The sequence below is a fragment of the Diplocloster modestus genome (genome assembly GCF_019042245.1).
GTDB lineage: Bacteria > Bacillota > Clostridia > Lachnospirales > Lachnospiraceae > Diplocloster > Diplocloster modestus.
Window position 1 is genome coordinate 1 of the sequence record NZ_JAHQCX010000026.1, and the last position, 20,205, is coordinate 20,205.

Below are 20,205 nucleotides of genomic sequence, written 5' to 3' on the forward strand. Positions count from 1 at the left end.
CCGACGGGCAAGAGCCTCTGAACCGGGAACACATCCTGTGTTCCTGGTGAATAGGCTCGGTTCCTGAACCCGGCTTTCCGATTTCACTTAGCTGCTGCCAGCGCAAGCCCTTCGCTCTCCCAGGCAGACACCATAGGCCCCGGCGATTTGGCCCCCCCGCAGCTTTTCGCCTGCCCAAACGAACCAACCGCCCTGCGGCTTCCACGCCCCCGGCCCTAAATTCCTCCCCCTCTCCCGCACTCAGAAGCAGTCCCCCGCAGCACCGCGATCCCGTGCTCCAGCTCCGGCAGCAGAAATTCCACGCACTCCCGGACAGCCTTCGGGCTGCCGGGCAGGTTAATGATCAGGGAGCTGCCGCGGATAACGGATACTCCCCGGCTAAGCATCGCCCGCCTGGTATAGCGCATGGACTCCGCCCGGATCGCTTCCGCTATGCCCGGGGCATTCCGGTGGGCTACGGCCATGGTCGCTTCCGGAGTCACGTCTCTCATGGAAAATCCGGTTCCGCCTGTGGTCAGGATCAGCGATGCCTGTCTTCCATCGCTGAGACGGATCAGCTCGTTTTCCAGTTTTTTCTGGTCGTCCGGCAGCAGCAGCTCCTCGATGACCCGATAACCTGCCTTTGTCAGTAACTCCGTGATCAGGGGACCGCTCTGGTCCCTGCGTTCTCCTGCGGCGCCTTTATCGCTTAAGGTGATGACCGCTGCGGTAGATCTGGGATCTTTGCTGGACTCATCTATGCTCATCTCATCCCCTGCGTGGATGGTTCCTTCGTGAAGCACCCGGGCGAATACTCCCTGGGTGGGCATGATGCACTCTCCCATTTTTTGATAGATCTGGCAGTGGGTGTGGCATTCCTTGCCGATCTGGGTCATTTCCAGCAGTACTTCCCCGCATCGGAATACGGTGCCCACCGGCAGATTCCGAAAGTCAAAACCGGATACGATCAGGTTTTCTCCGAAAGCACCCGGCTGTACGTCAGCACCCCTGGCCCTGAACTCTTCGATCCGTTCGTGGGACAGCAGGCTGACCTGGCGGTGCCAATTCCCGGCATGGGCGTCGCCTTCAATCCCCCAGTCTTTACGGAAAAATGCTTCTTCCACATAGTTTTTTTGGATTCCTCTTCTGTCACTGATACAGATCGCTTTTACGGTTCCCATGTCAGCCTCCTATCCCGGACATCACCCGGGTGTCCTGTTCCTGTATTTCCTGGAGCTCCCCGAACCGGTGCTCCTTTGGCTTCTGTAAAATGGCCTGATCGATCACATCCGTCAATTCCCGGTCGGAGGCACCGCTTCGCAGCGGGCCTTTCAGATCCACTCCGTCGGGATAGTACAGGCACAGTTTTAAGAAACCGTCCGACGTCAGCCGCAGCCGGTTGCAGGTGTCGCAGAATTTGTGGCTGATTGCCTGAATGATTCCGATACAACCCTGCAGATTATTTCCTGTATAATATACCGCCGGGCCATTCCCGCGTTTTTCCTCTATGCTGTGCAGATCCGGCACGGATTCTTTGATGATGCCTAATACCTGGTCTGCCGGAATGGAGGTGTACTGTTTCCCATAACCGATGGGCATCAGCTCTATGAACCGCACGTCGATGGGATACTGCTGACTCAGCTGTACAAAATCCGGGATTTCCACTTCATTGATTCCCTGCATAAGCACACAGTTTATTTTGACCCGCAGACCCATAGTCACAGCATCCAGCAGCGCTTTTTTGACCGTCAAAAGGCCGGGGGCGCCTGTAATTTCCCGGAATACGTGCTCCCTTAGGGAGTCCAGGCTTATATTTACACCGTCTATTCCGATCCGCTTTAATTCCGGCAGATATTCGTCCAGAAGCATTCCATTTGTGGTGACTGTGACCGTTTCTACGCCGGGCAGCTCTTTTAGGTTTCTCAGAAGCTCCATGCATCCTTTCCGCACAAAGGGCTCGCCGCCGGTTACTTTGAAGTTGTGAACGCCAAGTAATCCCGCGCATTTGCAAATGCGCAGGATTTCCTCGTAGCTTAGAATCTGATCATGCAAAATGCTGTCCACTTCTTCCGGCATGCAGTATTTACATCTGAAATTACAGCGATCGGTTACGGAAATCCTAAGATAATCAATCTTCCTTCCGTACCTGTCTTCGATTATAGACATCCCCGCTTTTTCCTCCGGTTTTCTTTTGTAAGTATATCTGACCGATTTCCATTCCCTTATCCAGCGCCTTGCACATATCGTATATGGTCAGAAGCGCGATGCTGACACCGGTTATGGCCTCCATCTCCACTCCCGTCCTTCCGAATGTCCGTGCGGTACAGGACGCTTCTATCTCCCGGGTCATGGGGTATAGTTTAAAATCCAGCGTTACTTTTGTCAGATTTATATTGTGGGTCAGCGGGATCAGATCCGAGGTCTTCTTCGCGCCGGTGATTCCGGCGATCCTGGCCACCCCCAGCACGTCCCCTTTGGACATGCTCCCCTGCTGCACAGCCTGGTAGGTTTCTTCGTTCATCTGGATCCGGCCTACCGCCACAGCTTCCCGCTGGGTTTCCGCCTTTTCTCCCACATCCACCATCCGTGCATTTCCCTGTTCATCAAAATGTGTCAATTCCATATCTACCTATTCTCCTTTCCCAAAACCGCAGTTTGGAAATGTGCAGACCGGACAGGAAAGGCACAGGCCTCCCTGTCCCAATACCTGGAGATCTTCCCTTTGTATTCTGTCATCTGCCATCAGCCGCGGCAGTACCAGATCAAAAATCGTACGTTTCGCATACATGACGCAGCCGGGCAGTCCCGCGATGGGAATCCGGCCATCGTAGTAAGCCAGCATAAACATGGCTCCCGGCAGTACCGGTGCTCCATAACTCACCACATCCGCCCCAGTATTTTTGATCGCCAGCGGAGTTCTGTCATCGGGATCAACACTCATTCCACCCGTACAGATAATCAGTTCCGCTCCCTTTGCGATAAAATCCAGAATTCCCTGTGTGATCTGCTCATGCCTGTCATCCAGAATCAGGGTGCCGATCACTTCCGCATCGTATTCGGCCAATTTCTCCAAAATCACTGGCGTAAATTTGTCCTGAATCCGTCCATGATACACTTCGCTGCCCGTTGTAATAATCGCAGTCTTTTTACGCGCAAACGGTTTTAAATCCAGTATCGGTTTCTCTCCTGCAGCCTCTTTCGCCGCTTCCATCTTTTCTTCCTGAATAACCAGCGGTATGATTCGTGTCCCCGCCAGCTTGTCCCCTTTTTTTACCGGAAAGTTGCCGTGCCTGGTGGCAATGATCATCTCTCCTAATGAGTTCACCGCCTTCAATTTCCTGCCATCTACTTTCAGCAGGCCGTCACAGGCGGCGATCAATTCGATCTTCCCCTCCTTGGCCTGAGTACGTTCCATATTTTGTCCTTTGCAGATCGCGCATAAGATTTCCGCCGCTTCATTTTCATGGAGCATTCCTTCCTGCTTTTCCCATATGTATAAATGCTCCTTCCCCACACTGAGCAGCACCGGAATATCTTCTTTTGTCACCACGTGCCCTTTGCGGAACACCGCATCTTTTGTCACACCAGGAATGATCTGGGTGATATCATGACACAGGACCTGTCCCACCGCATCTTCTGTTCGAATGAGTTTCAAGGCATCCCCCTCTTTTCTCTTCTTTATTCTCATTTGAGAATAACGGTTATTTATTACAATCATACATGATTCGGGAGGGCAATGCAACCGAATTTGGCTTTGTTGCCCCGCAAAAACCGTGGTAATTTCTGGTGCGGCGCCCTGCGTATTCCAGTTAAATACCGCACTTTACCAGTACCTTTTCGATATCCACATCCACGAGAATGATATCCGCGCCGATCTGCTTTACCTGGCACCAGGGAATCACATATTCCATATCCCGTCCAAACAGGCAGAAACCTTTTCCCGGTCCTGGAATAATCAGTGCGCGGACACAGCCGGTCTTGATGTCAAAATCAATATCGATCACACAACCCAGTCGGGCACAGTCACATATATTAATCACTTCTTTTTGTTTTAATTCATATACCCGCATGAAAAGCCCCGCTTATTCTTGCTATGTTTTATATATATGTCGCGGGCCGGGTAATGATACCTGGTTCGGATTTTATAGCAAGATTTATGAAACTTCATATTTCCGTATTTGTTAAATTTTCTGGTCACTCCCGGCGTATGGCTGGCCGTGCCGCTGGCGGAAGCGGCCACGATGGTGATCGCGCTTATTTTCCTTTCCAAAGAAAAAGCGTTTCTGCTTTTTACCTCTGGGTAAAAAGCAGAAAACGCTTCAATATTAAACAACTTATTCCGGTATCGGATCAGGGCAGTTCGATTTCTTCTAATTCTTTCGCCGGGATCGGTTTTGAGGATGCTTTTACGAATTTCTTAACCTCCACCGTTGCCTTGTTAATCGGGATATTGGTTCCCGCGCCGGCCACGCAGCCGCCGGGACAGGCCATACCCTCTATCAGACAGCCGTTCTTCCTGCCGGCCTTTGCCAGCATCAGCATCTTCTTACATTCTTCCAGGCCTTCCGCATGTTCAATCAGCACATCCACATCCGGATAGTATTCATTCACGCATTTTTCGATCGCCTCGGCAACCCCTCCGGCGATGGCATAGCCACGGCCCGCTCCGGTCGCGTCATGCATGGAAACCTCTTTGTCATATTCGTCCAGGTTAATTCCCTTCGCGTCGAACATACCCAACAGCTCTTCAAAGGTAATAACAAAATCCACATCGCTGCGCACCGTTCTTCTGGAAGCCTCCAGTTTCTTAGACGCACACGGCCCGATAAACACGACCTTGGCATCCGGATGCTTCTGCTTGATCGTTCTGGCTGTCGCCACCATCGGAGTCAGGGAATTCGACACACTGTCAATCATCTCCGGGAAAAACTTCTTCGCCATCATAGACCAGGAAGGACAGCAGGAAGTCAGCAGGAACGGCAGCTCCTCGGTCACCACTTTCTCTACATAGTGATGCGCCTCCGTCACACAGCCCACATCCGCGCCCATGGCCACTTCATATACCTTGCTGAAGCCCAGCTCCAAAAGGGCGGCCTTCACTTTCTTCTGGTTATTCTCCGGTCCGAACTGGCCGATAATCGCGGGAGCCACCTCCGCGATTACCTCCCCGCCATTTTTCATGCAGCGGATCAGCTGGAACAGCTGTGACTTATCGGCAATCGCGCCAAAGGGGCAGCTGACCATACACTGGCCGCAGGAAACACACATATTCGTGTTGATCTTCGCCCGGCCCAGATCATCCGACTCAATGGCTTTGATCCCGCAAGCCGCCGCGCAGGGACGGATCTTCCTGGCGATCGCGTCATATGGACAGGCCGCTTTACATCTGCCGCACTGTATACACTTCTCCTGATCAATAAAAGACTTGCCATTCACAAAGGAAATCGCGCCTTTGGGACATACCTCCTGGCAGGGATGGGCAATACAGCCCTGGCATTCGTTGCTGACTTCCATCTTATTATCCGCGCATGAGTTACAGGCAGAAGGAATCACCTGCATAAGCGGCGGTTCATAATATTTCTGATCAATATTGCTCAGTTCAATTCCATCTGTGATATGTACCGGCTTGTCCTCCGGCCGCAGGGACATTCCCATCGCCAGCCGGACCCGTTCGGAAGCAATCGCCCGTTCTCTATAAATACTCTCCCGATACAAAGGCACATCACCCGGGGTAATTTTATAGGGAATCGCCTCAATATCGTTATTCACATTTTCCGAAGCATAAGCTACTTTTGCAACCTCCGTAAATACCTGATGGCGCAGTTTACGAACGGGGGTTTCCAGTCCTCTCATTCTTTCGTACCTCCTAAAATTTCATTTTCGACAATATTTTATCACACTTCGTCCTAAAATGGGAAAAAATTTTACAGGAGGCGTTTCATCCTCACGGGTGTTACGCCTCCTGCATTAAATTATCTGATTTTCCGACGGTCCCTCTTGTCTCCCGTCTTTCAATCTAAATTCTCCGCTCGTCCCCCCATCCCGGGTTCATAAGCATCGCTTCTGTTCTCTCGAATGTGCTGGAAATGTTCTGGGCGTTTCCTTCCTGGGCGGAAATATTAAGCGCCTCCAGTACATTTAATGTGTGATAGCCAAAGTCCGCACTCAGACGCTGGTTCCGGTGCTCCAGTATCGCAGAGGCCATATCGGCCACGCCGATTCCGCGCATATCTTTCTTATATTCGAAGATACAGGGGATGTCGGACCAGTCCGGATCTCCTTTTCTCCGGTACTGAATCTTACCGGAAAAACCGCAGGGGGTGGGGATAACAAGGGTACCCTCCGTACCGTAAATCTCTACGCTGTCATCCATACGTGTGGCATCCACATCGAAGGAATGATGAATAGTCGCAACGACTCCATTTTCCATGGTCAGGATTCCGGCAAGATAAGTGGGAACTTCCACCTGGATTTTGGTGCCGTACAGGGGTTCACTGGTGATAGTGCGCTCCTCATGCACTTTTTTTGCGGAGCACATAACGCTGTCCACCGGCCCCAGCAGATAAGTCAGACCGGCTACATAGTAGGGCGCCACATCGTATAATGGGCCAGCTCCTTTGTGATACAAAAAGGCCGGATTGGGATGCCAGGATTCCGGGCCCCCTGTCAGGATATGGCTGATGGCTCCGAAAGGCCGGCCGATCCACCCCTCGTCGATGAGTTTACGGGCGGTCTGCATACCGCTTCCCAATACCGTGTCGGGCGCACTGGTCAGCATTTTGTTATTCCTGGCCGCCAGTTCTACCAGACGGCGGCCGTCTCCGGTGTTCAGGGCCAGGGGCTTTTCTACATAGGTGTGTTTTCCCGCCAGCAGCGCCTGTTCACAGATCTGCGCGTGCTGTCCCGGCTGTGTCAGGACTACCACGATGTCGATCTCCGGGATGGCAAGAAGTTCTTCGCTGCTTTTACACACTCTGGGAATGTGAAATTGCTCCGCGCGAAGATTAGCAGACTCCTCTTTTATGTCTGTAACCGCAATCACCTGCGTATGATTAAAGATTCCGCACAGATTTTCCAAATATTTCTCGCTGATATTTCCGCACCCAATGACTCCAACGTTTACTTTTTCCATACCTTGCCTCCATTTGCCGCTTCTGGGCGGCAGATTCCATTATATTTTTTACCTAATACTACGTCTCTCTGTTATCCGGCTGTTTTATCTGACTGCTAAGGACTGTTTCTCTTCTGATTTATCAGCTTCTTTCTTTTTCATGAAACACCCAAATATTTTCATATTTTTCATGAAAATATAGTAGCACAATCCCCAAAATCAGTCAATTAGGTTTCGCAAAATATTACAGGATTTCTTATAATTTGATCTTTTGCATAAAAGAATCCTCCTGGTTTTGTGCACTATGTAGGTAGTTATCTACCTGTAAAATTACGGATTCACTTAGAATCAGCAAAATAGGTTCCTGCAATTTTGTCCCTTCTGCCGCAGCCGATCCGCTCCGTTCTATCGTGATTCTATCAGGATGTAATTTTACATTGTTTTGTAAGATTTTTCACCCGAACACTAGGCAGTGAACGAATTACATGCTATAATGAACAAAAGTTTTCCATTTATTTCCGTTTATTTTCCTGATAAATGGAGCATTATTTTTGAGAAGGCGGTGTTTCAGATGAGCCCAAAACGACAGAAAGCAACGATCACAGACGTCGCAAACCATGCCGGAGTTTCTGTTGCGACTGTTTCCAGAGTCTTTAATCACAAAGGTATCGTCAATGAAGATACGTATCGTCAAGTCATGGAATCCGCGCAGGCACTGAATTATCAGAAAAGTGCCGCTGCTCCGGCTCCCATCCCGGCCGACAGCCGGCGTTCCGAAAAGGATCTGCTCATTATCAATATCCCCTCCCTGAGCAACCCGTTTTATAATGAAATCGTTAAGGGCGCCAAGGCGGCGGCCGAGCTCCACGATTACGATATGCTGCTTAACCAGGGGCATATCAATGAGGGGAATCTCTCATCGATCATGCACATGCTGTCCAGGGTAAATGCAAAAGGAATTATCACGCTGAATCATTTAACCGCTGATGTAGTGCGGACTCTATCCGCCTCTTTCCCTCTGGTACAGTGCTGTGAATTTGAAGAGTATTCGCCGGTGTCCACTGTGGGAATCGATGATCTTCTCTCATCCAAAAATGCCATGGATTACATTTTGTCCACCGGTCACCGGAAAATCGCTCTTGTCAACGGGCCCATGGAATACAAATATGCCCGCCACCGCAAAGAGGGTTATCTGAAAGCATTGGAAAGCGCCGGGATCGAGGTGAATCCCGATTGGATGATTCAGCTTCCGGAAATCAACGCAGATATGGCCTTTTCCTCCGTGGCCAAGCTTCTGACCATGCCCAATCCGCCGGATGCCTTCTTCGCCGTATCCGATATGTGCGCGGCCGCGGTGATCCGCGCCACGAAGCATACGAATTACCGGGTGCCCGAAGATATTATCGTGGTCGGTTTTGATAATGTAGACATTTCCAGCATAACCATGCCCTCCATTACCACTGTCAATCAGCCCAAATTCCAGCTGGGCTATATCTCCTGCGAACTGATGCATGAGAAACTGACGAATCCTTCCGCGGAGACGAAGCATATGGTATTGAATACCGAGCTGATTATACGGGAATCTACGGCTATTCCGGTGATGCGGGGATAGCTGTTCTATACTTCGAAGAAGATGTCAGGATTCGGTCCTATTTTTTGATTGTGGTCTTTTAAGGTTTCAATGGCTGACATCTGGTCCTGGGTCAGTTCGAAGTCGAAGATATCCAGGTTTTCCCGGATTCGGGCGGGGGTTACGGACTTCGGGAAGATCCGGTGGTTTTTCTGGATGTGCCAGCGCAGAACGACCTGGGCGGGGGACTTTCCTGTTTCTTTGCTGATTTTTATAATGGCGGGGTCTTTCAGGATAATGCCGCCGCACATGAGCGGACTCCATGCTTCCATCAGGATGTTTTTGTCTTCACAGTAGGACTGCAGTTCGTTCTGGGGATAGTATGGATGGCTTTCTACCTGGTTGACCAGAGGGAGCATGCTTCCCTGATCGGCCAGCGTTTCTATGTGGTGCGGATTAAAATTGCAGACGCCGATTACACGGACCGCTTTTTCCTGGTATAGACGTTCAAAAGCTTTCCACGTCTCTCCATATAGATATTTTCCCGGCCAGTGGATCAGGAAACAATCCAGATAGGTAAGCTTTAACGCCTGCATACTTCTGTCGAATGCCCGCAGGGCTGCGTCATACCCCTGGTCTGCTGCCGTCAGCTTTGTGGTGATGTACAGCTCTTCTCTGTGGAGCGCGCTCTCCTGGACCGCTTTTCCAACCGCCTCCTCATTTTTGTAGGACGACGCGGTGTCGATACTTCGATATCCCGCTTCAAAAGCACACTGAAGCGCGTCATATGCCTGTTTCTGATCGGTAACCTGGTCCATGCCGATGCCGATACAAGGTACCTGGACTCCGTTGGCCAGTTCTTTGGTGAAAATTTTCATTACATAACCCTCCCATCCACTATTCCATAAGTTGTTTCACTGTATTTTATTGTTATTATAGGATCTTTCAGGCCTTTCGTCAATGATTATTTACATTTTTCATGAAAATTTTTGATTTATTTATGAAAACATGTTGAAAGTTTTCATTTTTTATTTTATAATGTCTGCATAACATGTGATATGTTACAAAACGCAGTTAACAATAAAATTGATGTCAACGGAAAGGGTGGGTATTTATTATGGGTATTAAAGTTGGTCTGCAGGGATATACGGTTCGGGAATACATGCGGTTTGACCCGTTGGGCGCGCTTCGCAAAACTGCCGGAATTGGCTATCGGTATATAGAACTGCCGAATTACGATGCTTCCGGAAGTGCCTATTATGGATTAAGTGCAAAAGAATGGAAAAAAGAAGCGGATGCGGCCGGTATCAGGATCATCGGAGGTTATGCCACGAATCTGTCGGATGAGAATTTAGAAAAAACATGTGCTTTTTTTCAGGAGCTGGGATGCAGCAGAATGGTGATTCCCATTGACTACTTTCCCTCGCGTGAGATCTTAGATGAAAAATGCCGTTTCTACAATAAAGCCGGAAGCCTTTGCCAGAAATACGGCCTTTCTCTTTTTTATGAAAATCATTACCACGAATTCCAGCTGATGGACGGCCAGACCGTCATGGATCTCCTGCTGGCCCAGACCGATCCTGAGCGGTTTCATCTCTCCCTTAACACATATTGGCTCATGAGGGGCCTGGTAGATCCTTACGCATTCTTCCAGAAATACCCGGACCGCATAGGATCCATCGTCCAGGAAGACTTCCCTCTGGATCAGATCGACAAATTCAACATGTGGAATTTTAAAAACCATCATCCCATAGCGGAAAACATTCGCTATGACAAATTACTGCAAGGAAATGAAATCCAAAACATCCACCCTGTGCAATGTGAACTTTTCACGGAAATCGGGGAAGGTATCCTGAAACTACAGCCTATCATAGACCTGGCCAATGAAATCGGAAACGTATCCTATATCCTCCTAAAGCAAGATTTCACACGCAAGCCCACGGAATTCGAGAGTATCGAAATCAGCCTTCGAAATTACAGAAAAATCCGGGGTGTGGACTGGTGATTTTGGGAGGTATCTGATGGGTCCGGAGCGGGCCGGGGCAGGGATTGCCTTCCTATGCGGGGCCAACGCGCGGGGGCGTCCAATCCTTACGGGAGCCAAATCGCATCGGTCAGACCTAAGAACGGGTAACTCCGATGGCGGGAGAACCTCTTATTAGCAGGGCCCGGAACAAACTCGCCAAAAAAGCGGCTCGGACAGTGTTCCAGGCCCTGCGAGGTTCTCCCACCATCTGCGTAACCCGTACTAAGGTCTGACCTCAAGCGATTTGGCTCCCGTAAGGATTGGACGCCCCCGCGCGTTGGCCCCGCATAGGAAGGCAATCCCTGCCCCGGCCCGCTCCTGCTTTAGTGATGCCCAAACCGTATCCAATAGTGCTTAACTTTTACCAGGATCGTTATTAATACTCTTATGGAGAAGTCTAAAGATCCCCTGTTACAATTCAGCAGTAAATCTCCGGAAAGCTTCGCGTCCGGCGGGGCTGCATTTAAATACGCCGGCGTCTTCCAGGACTTTTACGAATACCTGGCCGATTTCCTGCCGGAGAATGCGGTGTACGTTCTCTTTGTTCAGGTTTGGATGGCGGGGCAGGAACTCTTCCACCCAGTCCGCGTGCTTTGACAGTTGCTCATCTGCCCGGATATCTTCTCCGCTTAGGATGGCGGATGCCAGATTTTCCATTTCGTCTTTCAGGCGGGCGGGCAGTACGGCCAGTCCCATCACTTCGATTAATCCTATGTTTTCCTTTTTGATGTGGTGCAGGTCCGCGTGGGGGTGATAGACCCCGAAGGGATGCTCTTCTGTGGTAATATTATTGCGCAGGGTCAGGTCCAGCTCGTATACTTCGCCCTTTTTACGGGCGATCGGGGTGATGGTGTTGTGGGGCTCGCCATCCGTCTCTGCAAAGATGAACGCTTCCTCGTCGGTGTATGCCCTCCATTTTCCCAGAATGTAGTCTGCCAGCTCTATCAGACGGGCGGAATCCCTGTGGCGGATGCGGATGACGGATAACGGCCAGTGCAGGATGCCGGCTTCCACATCCTCATATCCCGGGATCGTGATCTGCTCTTCTATGGCGGCCCGCGCCATGGCGAACTCGTAGTTTCCGCCCTGGAAATGATCGTGGCTTAGGATCGAGCCGCCGACGATCGGCAGGTCGGCGTTGGAACCGAGGAAGTAGTGGGGGAACAGTTTGATAAAGTCAAAGAGCTTTGCAAATGCCGCCCGGTCTATTTTCATCGGGATGTGCTCGCCGTTGAACACGATACAGTGCTCGTTGTAATAGACATAGGGGGAATACTGGAAGCCCCAGGCTCCTCCCTGGATCGTGACCGGTACGATCCTGTGATTCTGGCGGGCGGGGTGGTTCACGCGCCCCATATAACCCTCGTTTTCCTTACACAGCAGGCATTTCGGATAACCGCTGGCTTTGGCCTGTTTGGCTGCCGCGATGGCTTTGGGGTCTTTTTCGGGCTTGGACAGGTTGATGGTGATATCGATGGAACCGTAATCGCTGTCCACCGTCCATCTCATGTCCTTACAGATCCGGTAGCGCCTGATATAATCCGTATCCTGGCTGAATTTATAGAAATAGTCCGTGGCCTCCCGCGGGTCTTTTTCGTGGAGCGTCCAGAACTTTCTCTGGAATTCGCTGGGTCTTGGCACCAGGCAGCCCATAATCTTTGTGTCAAACAGATCCCGGTAGGCGATGCTGTCTTCTTTCAGGATTCCACGGGCGTGGGCCTCGTCCAGTAATTCTTTTAAGACCGGTTCCAGTTCTATACCGGAATATTCTTCCTGAGGCTCTTCGTATTCCGCTTCTTCGAACAATTCCAGCAGCCGGTTGGTCGTATAGATGGCGTCTTCCGCCTCAATCAACCCGGTCTCCAATCCATACTGTACTAGTTTTTTGATATTTTCAAACAGCATTTTAGTCCTCCTTACTATAACCGTTTGGATGGGTACTGTGCCATTTCCATGCTGTCTCAATGATCTCTTCCAGATCCGCATGTTCCGGTTTCCAGCCCAGAACGGTTTTCGCTTTCCCGCTGGATGCGATCAGCTGGGCAGGATCCCCGGCTCTTCGTCCTTCGATGACGGCCGGTATCGGATGTTGGGTTACTTTTCTGGCCGTTTCAACTACTTCTTTTACGGTAAATCCAATACCGTTGCCCAGATTGAATATGTCGCTTTCTTTTCCATCCAGCAGATACTGCACCGCCAGAATGTGTGCCTGTGCCAGGTCGGTCACATGGATATAATCCCGGATACAGGTGCCGTCCTTGGTAGCATAGTCTTCTCCGAAGATCTTGATGGCCTCCCGCTGCCCCAGCGGAACCTGCAGGATCAGTGGAATCAGATGAGTCTCCGGATTATGAGCCTCTCCGATCTCACCGCTTATATGTGCCCCGCAGGCGTTGAAGTAGCGCAGGGACACGTAGGTAAGCCCATGGGCTTTTCCCACCCATTTAAACATCTTTTCCATGGACAATTTGGTCTCCCCGTAAGTGTTGACAGGTTCCGTCCGGTCCGTTTCCAGAATCGGAATCCGCTCCGGCTCGCCGTATGTCGCCGCGGTGGAGGAAAAGACGATGTGCTTAATCTCATGCGCGACCATGGCGTCCAGAAGGACTTTTGTGCCGCACAGGTTGTTATCATAATACTTTAACGGGTCTACCATGCTCTCGCCTACCTGCGAGTTGGCTGCAAAATGTATCACCGCCTGAATCCCGGCCTCTTTTTCAAATACTTCATCCAAAAACGCCCGGTTCCGGATATCTCCCTGATAGAATCTGGCTTCCGGATGCACCGCCTCCTTGTAACCTGTCTCCAGATTATCAATGATGACCACATCTTCCCCCTTTTCTTTTAATGCGTATACGGTGTGGGAACCGATGTATCCGGCTCCTCCCAGTACTAATATGGACATAATTTTTTCCTCCTGCTCTTCTAATCTTCCGAGGTTCTCGGGTCTTCAGAATCTCTTCTAAATATCAGGTTCCTCTGTTTACTGTATCCATAATCCTTCAAACAACTTAATTTTCCAGTTTCCCTGCTCCGTCTCCGATATCCACCACGTAGAAATCCGCGGCATATCCGATTTCTTTTAAATACCTGCCGCCCACTTCCTCAATAAAGGCATCTGTCTTATCATTTTGAACAATGCTTACCGTGCATCCGCCGAACCCGGCTCCGGTCATACGCGATCCAATGACGCCTTCCGCTTCCCAGGCCGCCTCAGCCAAGGTATCCAGCTCTATCCCGGTCACCTCATAGTCATCCCGCAAAGAGACGTGGGATGCGTTCATGAGCGCTCCGAACTGTTCGATATCATTTGCCTTTAACGCTTCCACCGCCCGGATGGTCCGTTGATTTTCATAAACCGCATGCCTGGCGCGTCTTCGGCAGACCGGGTCCGATATCGCTCCTTTCACTTCTTCGAACTCCGCTTCCGTAAGCTCTCCCAGAGCCTCTATTTTCTTTACCTTCTGAATATCTGCCAGCGCGGCTTCACACTGACTCCTGCGCTCATTATACTTAGAATCCCCAAGTCCCCGCTTTTTATTGCTGCAGGCGATCACGATCCTGGCATTTTCAAGCTTGACCGGCGCATACTCATAGGCCAGATCGCTGGTATCCAGGAAAATAGCATGATCTTTTTTCCCCATAGCAATGGCAAACTGATCCATGATTCCGCAGTTGACTCCGTTAAATTTATTTTCCGAATACTGGCCATACAGCGCGATCTGTGTCATACTCACATCGTCGAATCCATACAGATCCTTAAGTATCACCCCGGTCACCACTTCGACTGACGCGGAGGAAGAAAGCCCCGAACCGTTGGGTATATTACCGTACAACAGCAGGTCAAATCCCTGCTCTATAGAAAAGCCTTTGGACCGGAACGCCCATATAACTCCCTTCGGATAATTCGTCCAGCCCGCCTCTTTTCCGTATGTAAGTTCGTCCAGCCCGGACTCCACGATGCCAAGCTGCTCAAAATTCATGGAATAAAAGCAAAGTTTTTGATCCTGTCTTTTTCTGGCTATGGCATAGGTTCCGATGGTCAGGGCGCAGGGAAATACATGCCCTCCGTTATAGTCCGTATGCTCTCCGATCAGATTGACCCGCCCCGGCGCGAAGTAAGCCCGGATATCTCCATCCCCTCCGAACAGCTCTGCAAACTTCCCCATCAATTGCTCTTTCATGACGCATCTCCTTTATTTCATTTTTTCTGTTATAAAACATTTTTCCTGTTTATGAGCTCATTATAACACAGATTGCCCATTTGTAAATAGAAATTTTCTCTTCTATATATGAAAAGTATTCGTTATATTTACCAAACTGTTGATAAACATCTGCGTTCAAGCAAGTTCCGCTCACGGTATAGAAGTTGACTGTCCGTTGGTGCATATTGTTTCTCACTGTATGGCTAAGGTCGTGGAAGCAGATTTTCGACAAGATATGATAAAAACGCCTTTAAAACGATATCCGTTACCGTCACATTAAGTAAGATTAAAAATAATAATGTGTAAATCTTTAGACTATGGTATGATAAAAGTACCATAGTCCTTTATTCTAAAGAAGAGCTATATTATGGCCAGAAAAAGCAGAAAAAATATTGTTGTAAGTACCAAACCGATTACTAAGAAATACAGAGTTGCCGCTTATGCTCGGATTTCTGTTGAGAAAACAGGTCAGCCATCTGACTCGATTGAAGGTCAGCTGCATCTGATTGAGGATTTTATTCTTCAGCAGGATGTGATGGAGCGTGAGGGCTGTTATATTGATGAAAATGAAAGCGGTATATCTTTTCAACGCAAAGGCTTTCAAAAGATGCTGGATGATATTGCGGCAGGAAAAATAAACTGTGTAATTGTAAAAGATTTGTCACGCTTTGGCTAAAATTTTATAGAGACAGGATTTTATCTTGAACAGTTCTTACCTCTCAAAAGAGTAAGATTCATTTCTATTAATGATGGCTGGGACAGCGTAGTTGGTGTGACGAATCAGAATCCCCTGGGGAGAAGTTCTAGAGTAAATAAGAATTACGTTAGAACAATTTCAAATGTTTTGCAATGCCGAAAAGGAACAAGCTGCTTTTGAAAAACTTGTGAGTCACTATTTATTGAAGATTACTGTTTTTACGGACAAAAAAATGATTGTTGAGTTTGATGCGAAGTAATTAGTATTATTGCGGCTTAAATTGATATATCTCAGAAAAACGGAGGGTTACATGGAGACTGATAAAATGTTAAAGGCTCAGATTAGTGCCAAGGGAATGCAAATTTCCGTTGTCTCTGACGGCGGCTACGATGACTATATTTCGTTGACGGATATTGCAAAATACAAAAGTGAAGATCCGGCAGCTACCATTCAAAACTGGATGCGAAGCCGCGATGTTATTGAATTTTTGGGGCTGTGGGAATCGCTGCATAATTCGGATTTTAAACCCCTCGAATTCGAGGGGTTTAAAGCAAGAGCTGGTTCAAATGCATTTACGCTGTCTCCCAAGCGCTGGATTGAGGCAACCGCAGCGATTGGGATATACTCTAAATCCGGGAGAAATGGCGGTACCTTTGCCCATAGAGATATTGCCTTTGAGTTTGCTTCCTGGATTTCTGCTGAATTCAAGCTTTATATTATTACGGACTATCAGAGGCTGAAAGCGGATGAAAATAGCCGGCTGTCACTGAACTGGAATATGAACCGTGAAATTTCTAAAATTAATTATCGGATTCATACAGATGCAATCAAAGAGCATCTGATTGTTCCGGAGCTTCCCAAGCAATATCAGAGTTTTACATATGCAACGGAGGCAGATGTTCTAAATGTAGCAATGTTTGGAAAGACAGCAAAGCAGTGGCGTGATTCTAATCCTGGATTGGATGGTAATGTCCGCGACCATGCTACGCTTCAGCAACTTATTGTTTTATCTAACATGGAGAGTTTAAATGCTGAGATGATTAAGCGTGGGATAAGCTGTAATGACCGGTTGGTGGAATTAAATCGAATTGCAAAGGAACAGATGACATCTTTATTGAAATCGACAGGAGTTAAACGGTTAGAACAATACAATAATTCAAAATAATTAGGTAGTTCTAATTATAAAGATATAGTGAAATTGTGATAACAGTTTAACAATGTATAGTTATGCGTTTAACATTAATTGAATTAATAGTACAAAAAGGAAGTTGTTTAGTAGCCTTTAGACATGGAGTGGAATTGGGGGATTACTATGAGAATCATGAATGAAATACAACGGGCAGTCAAGTATCTTAATGCTAATGCTCCAGTTAGTGCCAAAATTGATGACGAGCAAATTGAAGCATATACAGTACAAACTATTGCCGATTTGAATAGTGGTAATTATAATTTTTCAACCTACAATTCTATGGTCTTGAAACAAGGTGCCAAAAAACGTCAAGTTAAACTATACAAGCTATTTTCAACAGAAAATATCCTATGTCAATATGTAAAACAGATATTGGATAGAATATTCAAGATAAAATACCCAAATCAGAACAAGGCTGTGCATACACTATTCGATTTTTTTAAAGCATCTAAACAGATGTCGGAGTTTACCATTATTAAGTGTGATTATAAGGACTATTTCAATTCTGTATCATCTGCTTATGTTTTTGAGAAGTACATAAAGGGTCAAATGACAAACCGCGCCGAAACGGAACTTATTTCTACGTTCGCCAGTCAGACGAAATATTCATATGCAGGACTACATACTTCAAATCTGTTCGCAGAGATAATTGCCACAAAGTTTGACGAACTTATTCGGCAAGCATTTTCACAATATGGGTTACTCTTTTTCGAACGATATATTGATGATACTATCATCATCCTAAATCAGCACTTGGAACAGAGTGCCTGTGAGAAAATCTTGAATGATTCCCTCTGGCAAATTTACCACGATGCGAGCATTACGACCAGTATTCCATGCAAAACTAAGTTCAACCCATCGAAGTTCAGCATGATAACCCGGCGTTCTTTAACTGCAACCTGGTCATCAGTAGACTTCTTAGGTTATGAATTCTTTTTCAAAACAGATGCAAAAGGGAAAACAGCAATGCAGTACGGAATAACTACAGAGAAGCAAAGTAAATATAGTGGGCGAATAGAGGAAATTATTGAAGACTATAAACAAAACAACGATGTAGAGCTTATGCGCCATAGAATATTAGCCTTTGCGTAAAGCGATCAGAAAATTTTTGATAATGAATGGGGAACAATGCCACTAAGATACAACATTCTTAAGGGAAACGATTCTCTGAGGCGTATGAGCCTTATTCAGCCATTTTCCGCTCTGAATATATATCTCTTTATGGAGTGCTTTGAAAAGGACATTTTATATTTTTTTGAAGAAAATCATCGGTTTTCAATTCGTTACCATCGGAAATGCAATGATTTATATTATAAAACCCGTTCCAGTAAAACCACGCGATACATACAAAACGTCACTCGAAAACTCGGAAAAAGTGTTTTGCAACAGACTGGGAGTTACTTCAAGGTATACCCCTTTGATTCTCTCAACTCATTTACTGCCTCCCGAAATTGGCGAATGTGCAATTATGAGTACACACATTTTGCAAAGATAGATTATAAGTCCTGCTTTGATAGTATCTATTCCCATGTCTTTGCATGGATAATGGAGCGTAATGTGGTGGACTCTAAAAGTGCCAGTAATTCAAGTCTATTTTTGACTATTGATAGAATGTTGATGAATATTAATGGTAAATCCTCGAATGGCATTGTGGTCGGGCCGGAATATTCTCGTTTGATTGCAGAAATCTTACTTGAACAGATTGACAAAGAGGTATTCCTTGCACTTGCGCAGGAGGGGTATGAGTGGAAGAAGGATTACAGAGTTTTTCGCTATGTTGATGATCTGTATATTTTTACAAATATTCCGCAAGCCAGAGAGTCGATTGTAAAAAGTTACCGGAACGTGGGTGGTAAGTATATGCTAAATCTCAATGAGCTAAAATACATCGAGTGCGACACTCCTGCGACATTTAGTAATTGGATAGAAAAGACACGGATACTTGCGGATAAAATTGACAAATGCTTTCACAGCAAAGCTACGGCAAAAAATAAAGTTGATTATTAAGGACAGAATTGGCAGAATATCGCCACATGAACAGATGCTCCAAGACGAATTCTGGTATGTGTTGATATTCCACAACTGTACATTGCTTGATAACAGTTGTCAAAGTCAAATACAAAATGTTATTGATTGCATAAGAAACGATGCAGCGGTGAACCCCAAAAACTTTCCTAATAAGAAAATTGCAATGATGATTTGTGAGTTTCTCAATACAAAAGTGGGTTTCTTCAATTGGGACAATAGCACAAGAATTAGCGAAACCCTTACGTATCGCACATTCCAACGAACATTATTTAAGAAATACAAAGGCTCACGATATGGGCTATATGCGAGTATTGATTAAAATATAAAAGGTAATTGATATGGGCGACTCTAAAGATTTAAGATTGTCTCTTTGAATTTCTCACAATACTTAAATCTGTGCAGTGTTAAAAATAATCGAATGGCACGTTACCCATATAATGAAATTCCTATAGATTAATTTGAGTTGCCCAGTATGTTTATCCGCATTACCCAAACCAAGAGCAGAAATACCCTTTTAACAATAGTCTGGGCATTTCTGATCCGGCAGACGATTTTTTATCGTGGGTTTGACATAAAGGTGGCGGAGATTGTGACAACAAAATTCTATGAAACAATTTCAATTAGGAAATTGTTGTGATATACTTTTAATACAACTAATTAATACTATTATTCCGCCAGCAGGAGACTCATCGTGTTTGACTTATAAATGGACGGACGAAGCAAGGGAATTGGTGGAAACGAAAATCCCTCAGGTGATATTATGAAAAAGGCTATATTATACATCCATGGAAAAGGCGGAAGTCATTTGGAAGCGGAACAATATAGAAAAAATTGTTTCGGGTTTGATATATTCGGTGTGGATTACAAAGATTATTTTCCATGGATTGTGCAAAAACAAATCAAGACAGCGTATGATAAGCTGCATCATGAGTATGAACAGATTTATATCATTGCCAACAGCATAGGCGCCTATTTCGCAATGCACACATTACAAAATTCCGAAATTAAAAAAGCGCTGTTTATCTCACCTGTATTGGATATGGAGAGACTTATTCTTGACATGATGAAATGGGCCAATGTGTCGGAAACTGAGCTTTATGAAAAAGAGGAAATTCCAACGGATTTTGGTGAGACACTGTCATGGAAATATTTATGTTTTGTCAGAGAGAATCCAATAAAATGGGATATTTTCACAGAAATTCTGTATGCCGGAAAAGACAACCTCACCTCCCGTAAAACAGTAGATACTTTTGTTGATACTCATAGCGCTAATCTTACAATAATGGAAAACGGGGAACATTGGTTTCATACCGAGGAGCAGATCGCTTTTTTAGATGAGTGGATGAAGAAAGCAATCGTCTGACTTACAGCGGGCCTGCATGAACCTACGATCCGGGCTG

General features: G+C 46.9%; 18 protein-coding genes. 7 read left to right on the forward strand and 11 right to left on the reverse strand.

Translation table 11 applies throughout. The annotated features are described in order from the left end of the window. Window positions 1-215: 215 nt before the first annotated feature. The 7 genes from KTH90_RS23265 to KTH90_RS23295 form a co-directional block, all read right to left on the reverse strand. Window positions 216-1,160: an MOSC domain-containing protein gene (locus KTH90_RS23265; protein ID WP_158355448.1), complete on the reverse strand. Its 945-nt coding sequence runs from the start codon at window positions 1,158-1,160 to the stop codon at window positions 216-218. Between the two features lies 1 nt (window position 1,161). Continuing rightward, window positions 1,162-2,145, reverse strand: coding sequence for a GTP 3',8-cyclase MoaA (gene moaA, locus KTH90_RS23270; RefSeq protein ID WP_238727537.1), 984 nt, complete (start codon window positions 2,143-2,145; stop codon window positions 1,162-1,164). Next, the gene (moaC, locus tag KTH90_RS23275) at window positions 2,108-2,602 is read right to left on the reverse strand and encodes a cyclic pyranopterin monophosphate synthase MoaC (protein WP_158355447.1); all 495 of its coding nucleotides are present in this window, start codon (window positions 2,600-2,602) and stop codon (window positions 2,108-2,110) included. Before moaC ends, moaA begins: the two co-directional genes overlap by 38 nt. 6 nt (window positions 2,603-2,608) lie before the next feature. Continuing rightward, window positions 2,609-3,634: a molybdopterin-binding protein gene (locus tag KTH90_RS23280; RefSeq protein WP_158355445.1), complete on the reverse strand. Its 1,026-nt coding sequence runs from the start codon at window positions 3,632-3,634 to the stop codon at window positions 2,609-2,611. 154 nt (window positions 3,635-3,788) lie between these two features. After that, complete coding sequence (locus KTH90_RS23285) at window positions 3,789-4,049, reverse strand: YlmC/YmxH family sporulation protein (RefSeq protein ID WP_158355443.1); 261 nt, start codon at window positions 4,047-4,049, stop codon at window positions 3,789-3,791. A gap of 280 nt (window positions 4,050-4,329) precedes the next feature. Then, complete coding sequence (locus tag KTH90_RS23290) at window positions 4,330-5,832, reverse strand: 4Fe-4S dicluster domain-containing protein (RefSeq protein ID WP_158346328.1); 1,503 nt, start codon at window positions 5,830-5,832, stop codon at window positions 4,330-4,332. A 163-nt stretch (window positions 5,833-5,995) separates the two neighbouring features. Beyond that, on the reverse strand, window positions 5,996-7,111 hold the full coding sequence (locus tag KTH90_RS23295) for a Gfo/Idh/MocA family protein (RefSeq protein ID WP_158355441.1): 1,116 nt from the start codon (window positions 7,109-7,111) through the stop codon (window positions 5,996-5,998). 550 nt (window positions 7,112-7,661) lie between these two features. On the opposite strand from KTH90_RS23295, the gene KTH90_RS23300 reads away from it, so the two are divergent. Then, window positions 7,662-8,702 (forward strand): LacI family DNA-binding transcriptional regulator, encoded by a 1,041-nt coding sequence (locus KTH90_RS23300; protein WP_158355439.1) that lies wholly within the window; start codon window positions 7,662-7,664, stop codon window positions 8,700-8,702. A gap of 5 nt (window positions 8,703-8,707) precedes the next feature. On the opposite strand, the gene KTH90_RS23305 is transcribed toward KTH90_RS23300, so the two are convergent. Beyond that, window positions 8,708-9,538 carry an aldo/keto reductase gene (locus tag KTH90_RS23305; RefSeq protein ID WP_158355437.1) on the reverse strand — a complete coding sequence of 277 codons (831 nt, stop codon included), beginning with the start codon at window positions 9,536-9,538 and terminating at the stop codon, window positions 8,708-8,710. A gap of 239 nt (window positions 9,539-9,777) precedes the next feature. Between KTH90_RS23305 and KTH90_RS23310 the strand changes: the two genes are divergently transcribed. Next, entirely contained in the window at window positions 9,778-10,665 is an 888-nt protein-coding gene (locus KTH90_RS23310) for a sugar phosphate isomerase/epimerase family protein (RefSeq protein WP_158355435.1), read from the forward strand. Between the two features lie 432 nt (window positions 10,666-11,097). Here the strand turns inward: KTH90_RS23310 and galT are convergent, their stop codons facing one another. The 3 genes from galT to KTH90_RS23325 form a co-directional block, all read right to left on the reverse strand. Continuing rightward, a complete protein-coding gene (gene galT, locus KTH90_RS23315) occupies window positions 11,098-12,591 on the reverse strand; it encodes a UDP-glucose--hexose-1-phosphate uridylyltransferase (protein WP_158355433.1) in 1,494 nt (497 codons plus the stop codon). Between the two features lies 1 nt (window position 12,592). Then, window positions 12,593-13,591 carry a UDP-glucose 4-epimerase GalE gene (galE, locus tag KTH90_RS23320; RefSeq protein ID WP_158355431.1) on the reverse strand — a complete coding sequence of 333 codons (999 nt, stop codon included), beginning with the start codon at window positions 13,589-13,591 and terminating at the stop codon, window positions 12,593-12,595. Between the two features lie 106 nt (window positions 13,592-13,697). Continuing rightward, on the reverse strand, window positions 13,698-14,870 hold the full coding sequence (locus tag KTH90_RS23325; RefSeq protein ID WP_158355429.1) for a galactokinase: 1,173 nt from the start codon (window positions 14,868-14,870) through the stop codon (window positions 13,698-13,700). A gap of 388 nt (window positions 14,871-15,258) precedes the next feature. Here KTH90_RS23325 and KTH90_RS23330 point away from each other — a divergent pair, with 388 nt between their 5' ends. The 5 genes from KTH90_RS23330 (at window position 15,259) to KTH90_RS23350 (ending at window position 20,168) form a co-directional block, all read left to right on the forward strand. Then, entirely contained in the window at window positions 15,259-15,567 is a 309-nt protein-coding gene (locus KTH90_RS23330; protein ID WP_158355427.1) for a recombinase family protein, read from the forward strand. A gap of 331 nt (window positions 15,568-15,898) precedes the next feature. Further along, complete coding sequence (locus KTH90_RS23335) at window positions 15,899-16,753, forward strand: KilA-N domain-containing protein (RefSeq protein WP_158355425.1); 855 nt, start codon at window positions 15,899-15,901, stop codon at window positions 16,751-16,753. Between the two features lie 147 nt (window positions 16,754-16,900). After that, window positions 16,901-17,869, forward strand: a complete 969-nt coding sequence (locus tag KTH90_RS23340) for an RNA-dependent RNA polymerase family protein (protein ID WP_158355423.1) — start codon at window positions 16,901-16,903, stop codon at window positions 17,867-17,869. A 366-nt stretch (window positions 17,870-18,235) separates the two neighbouring features. Continuing rightward, entirely contained in the window at window positions 18,236-18,784 is a 549-nt protein-coding gene (locus KTH90_RS23345) for an RNA-directed DNA polymerase (protein WP_238727547.1), read from the forward strand. A gap of 781 nt (window positions 18,785-19,565) precedes the next feature. Then, complete coding sequence (locus tag KTH90_RS23350; RefSeq protein WP_158355419.1) at window positions 19,566-20,168, forward strand: alpha/beta hydrolase; 603 nt, start codon at window positions 19,566-19,568, stop codon at window positions 20,166-20,168. Window positions 20,169-20,205: the final 37 nt, after the last annotated feature.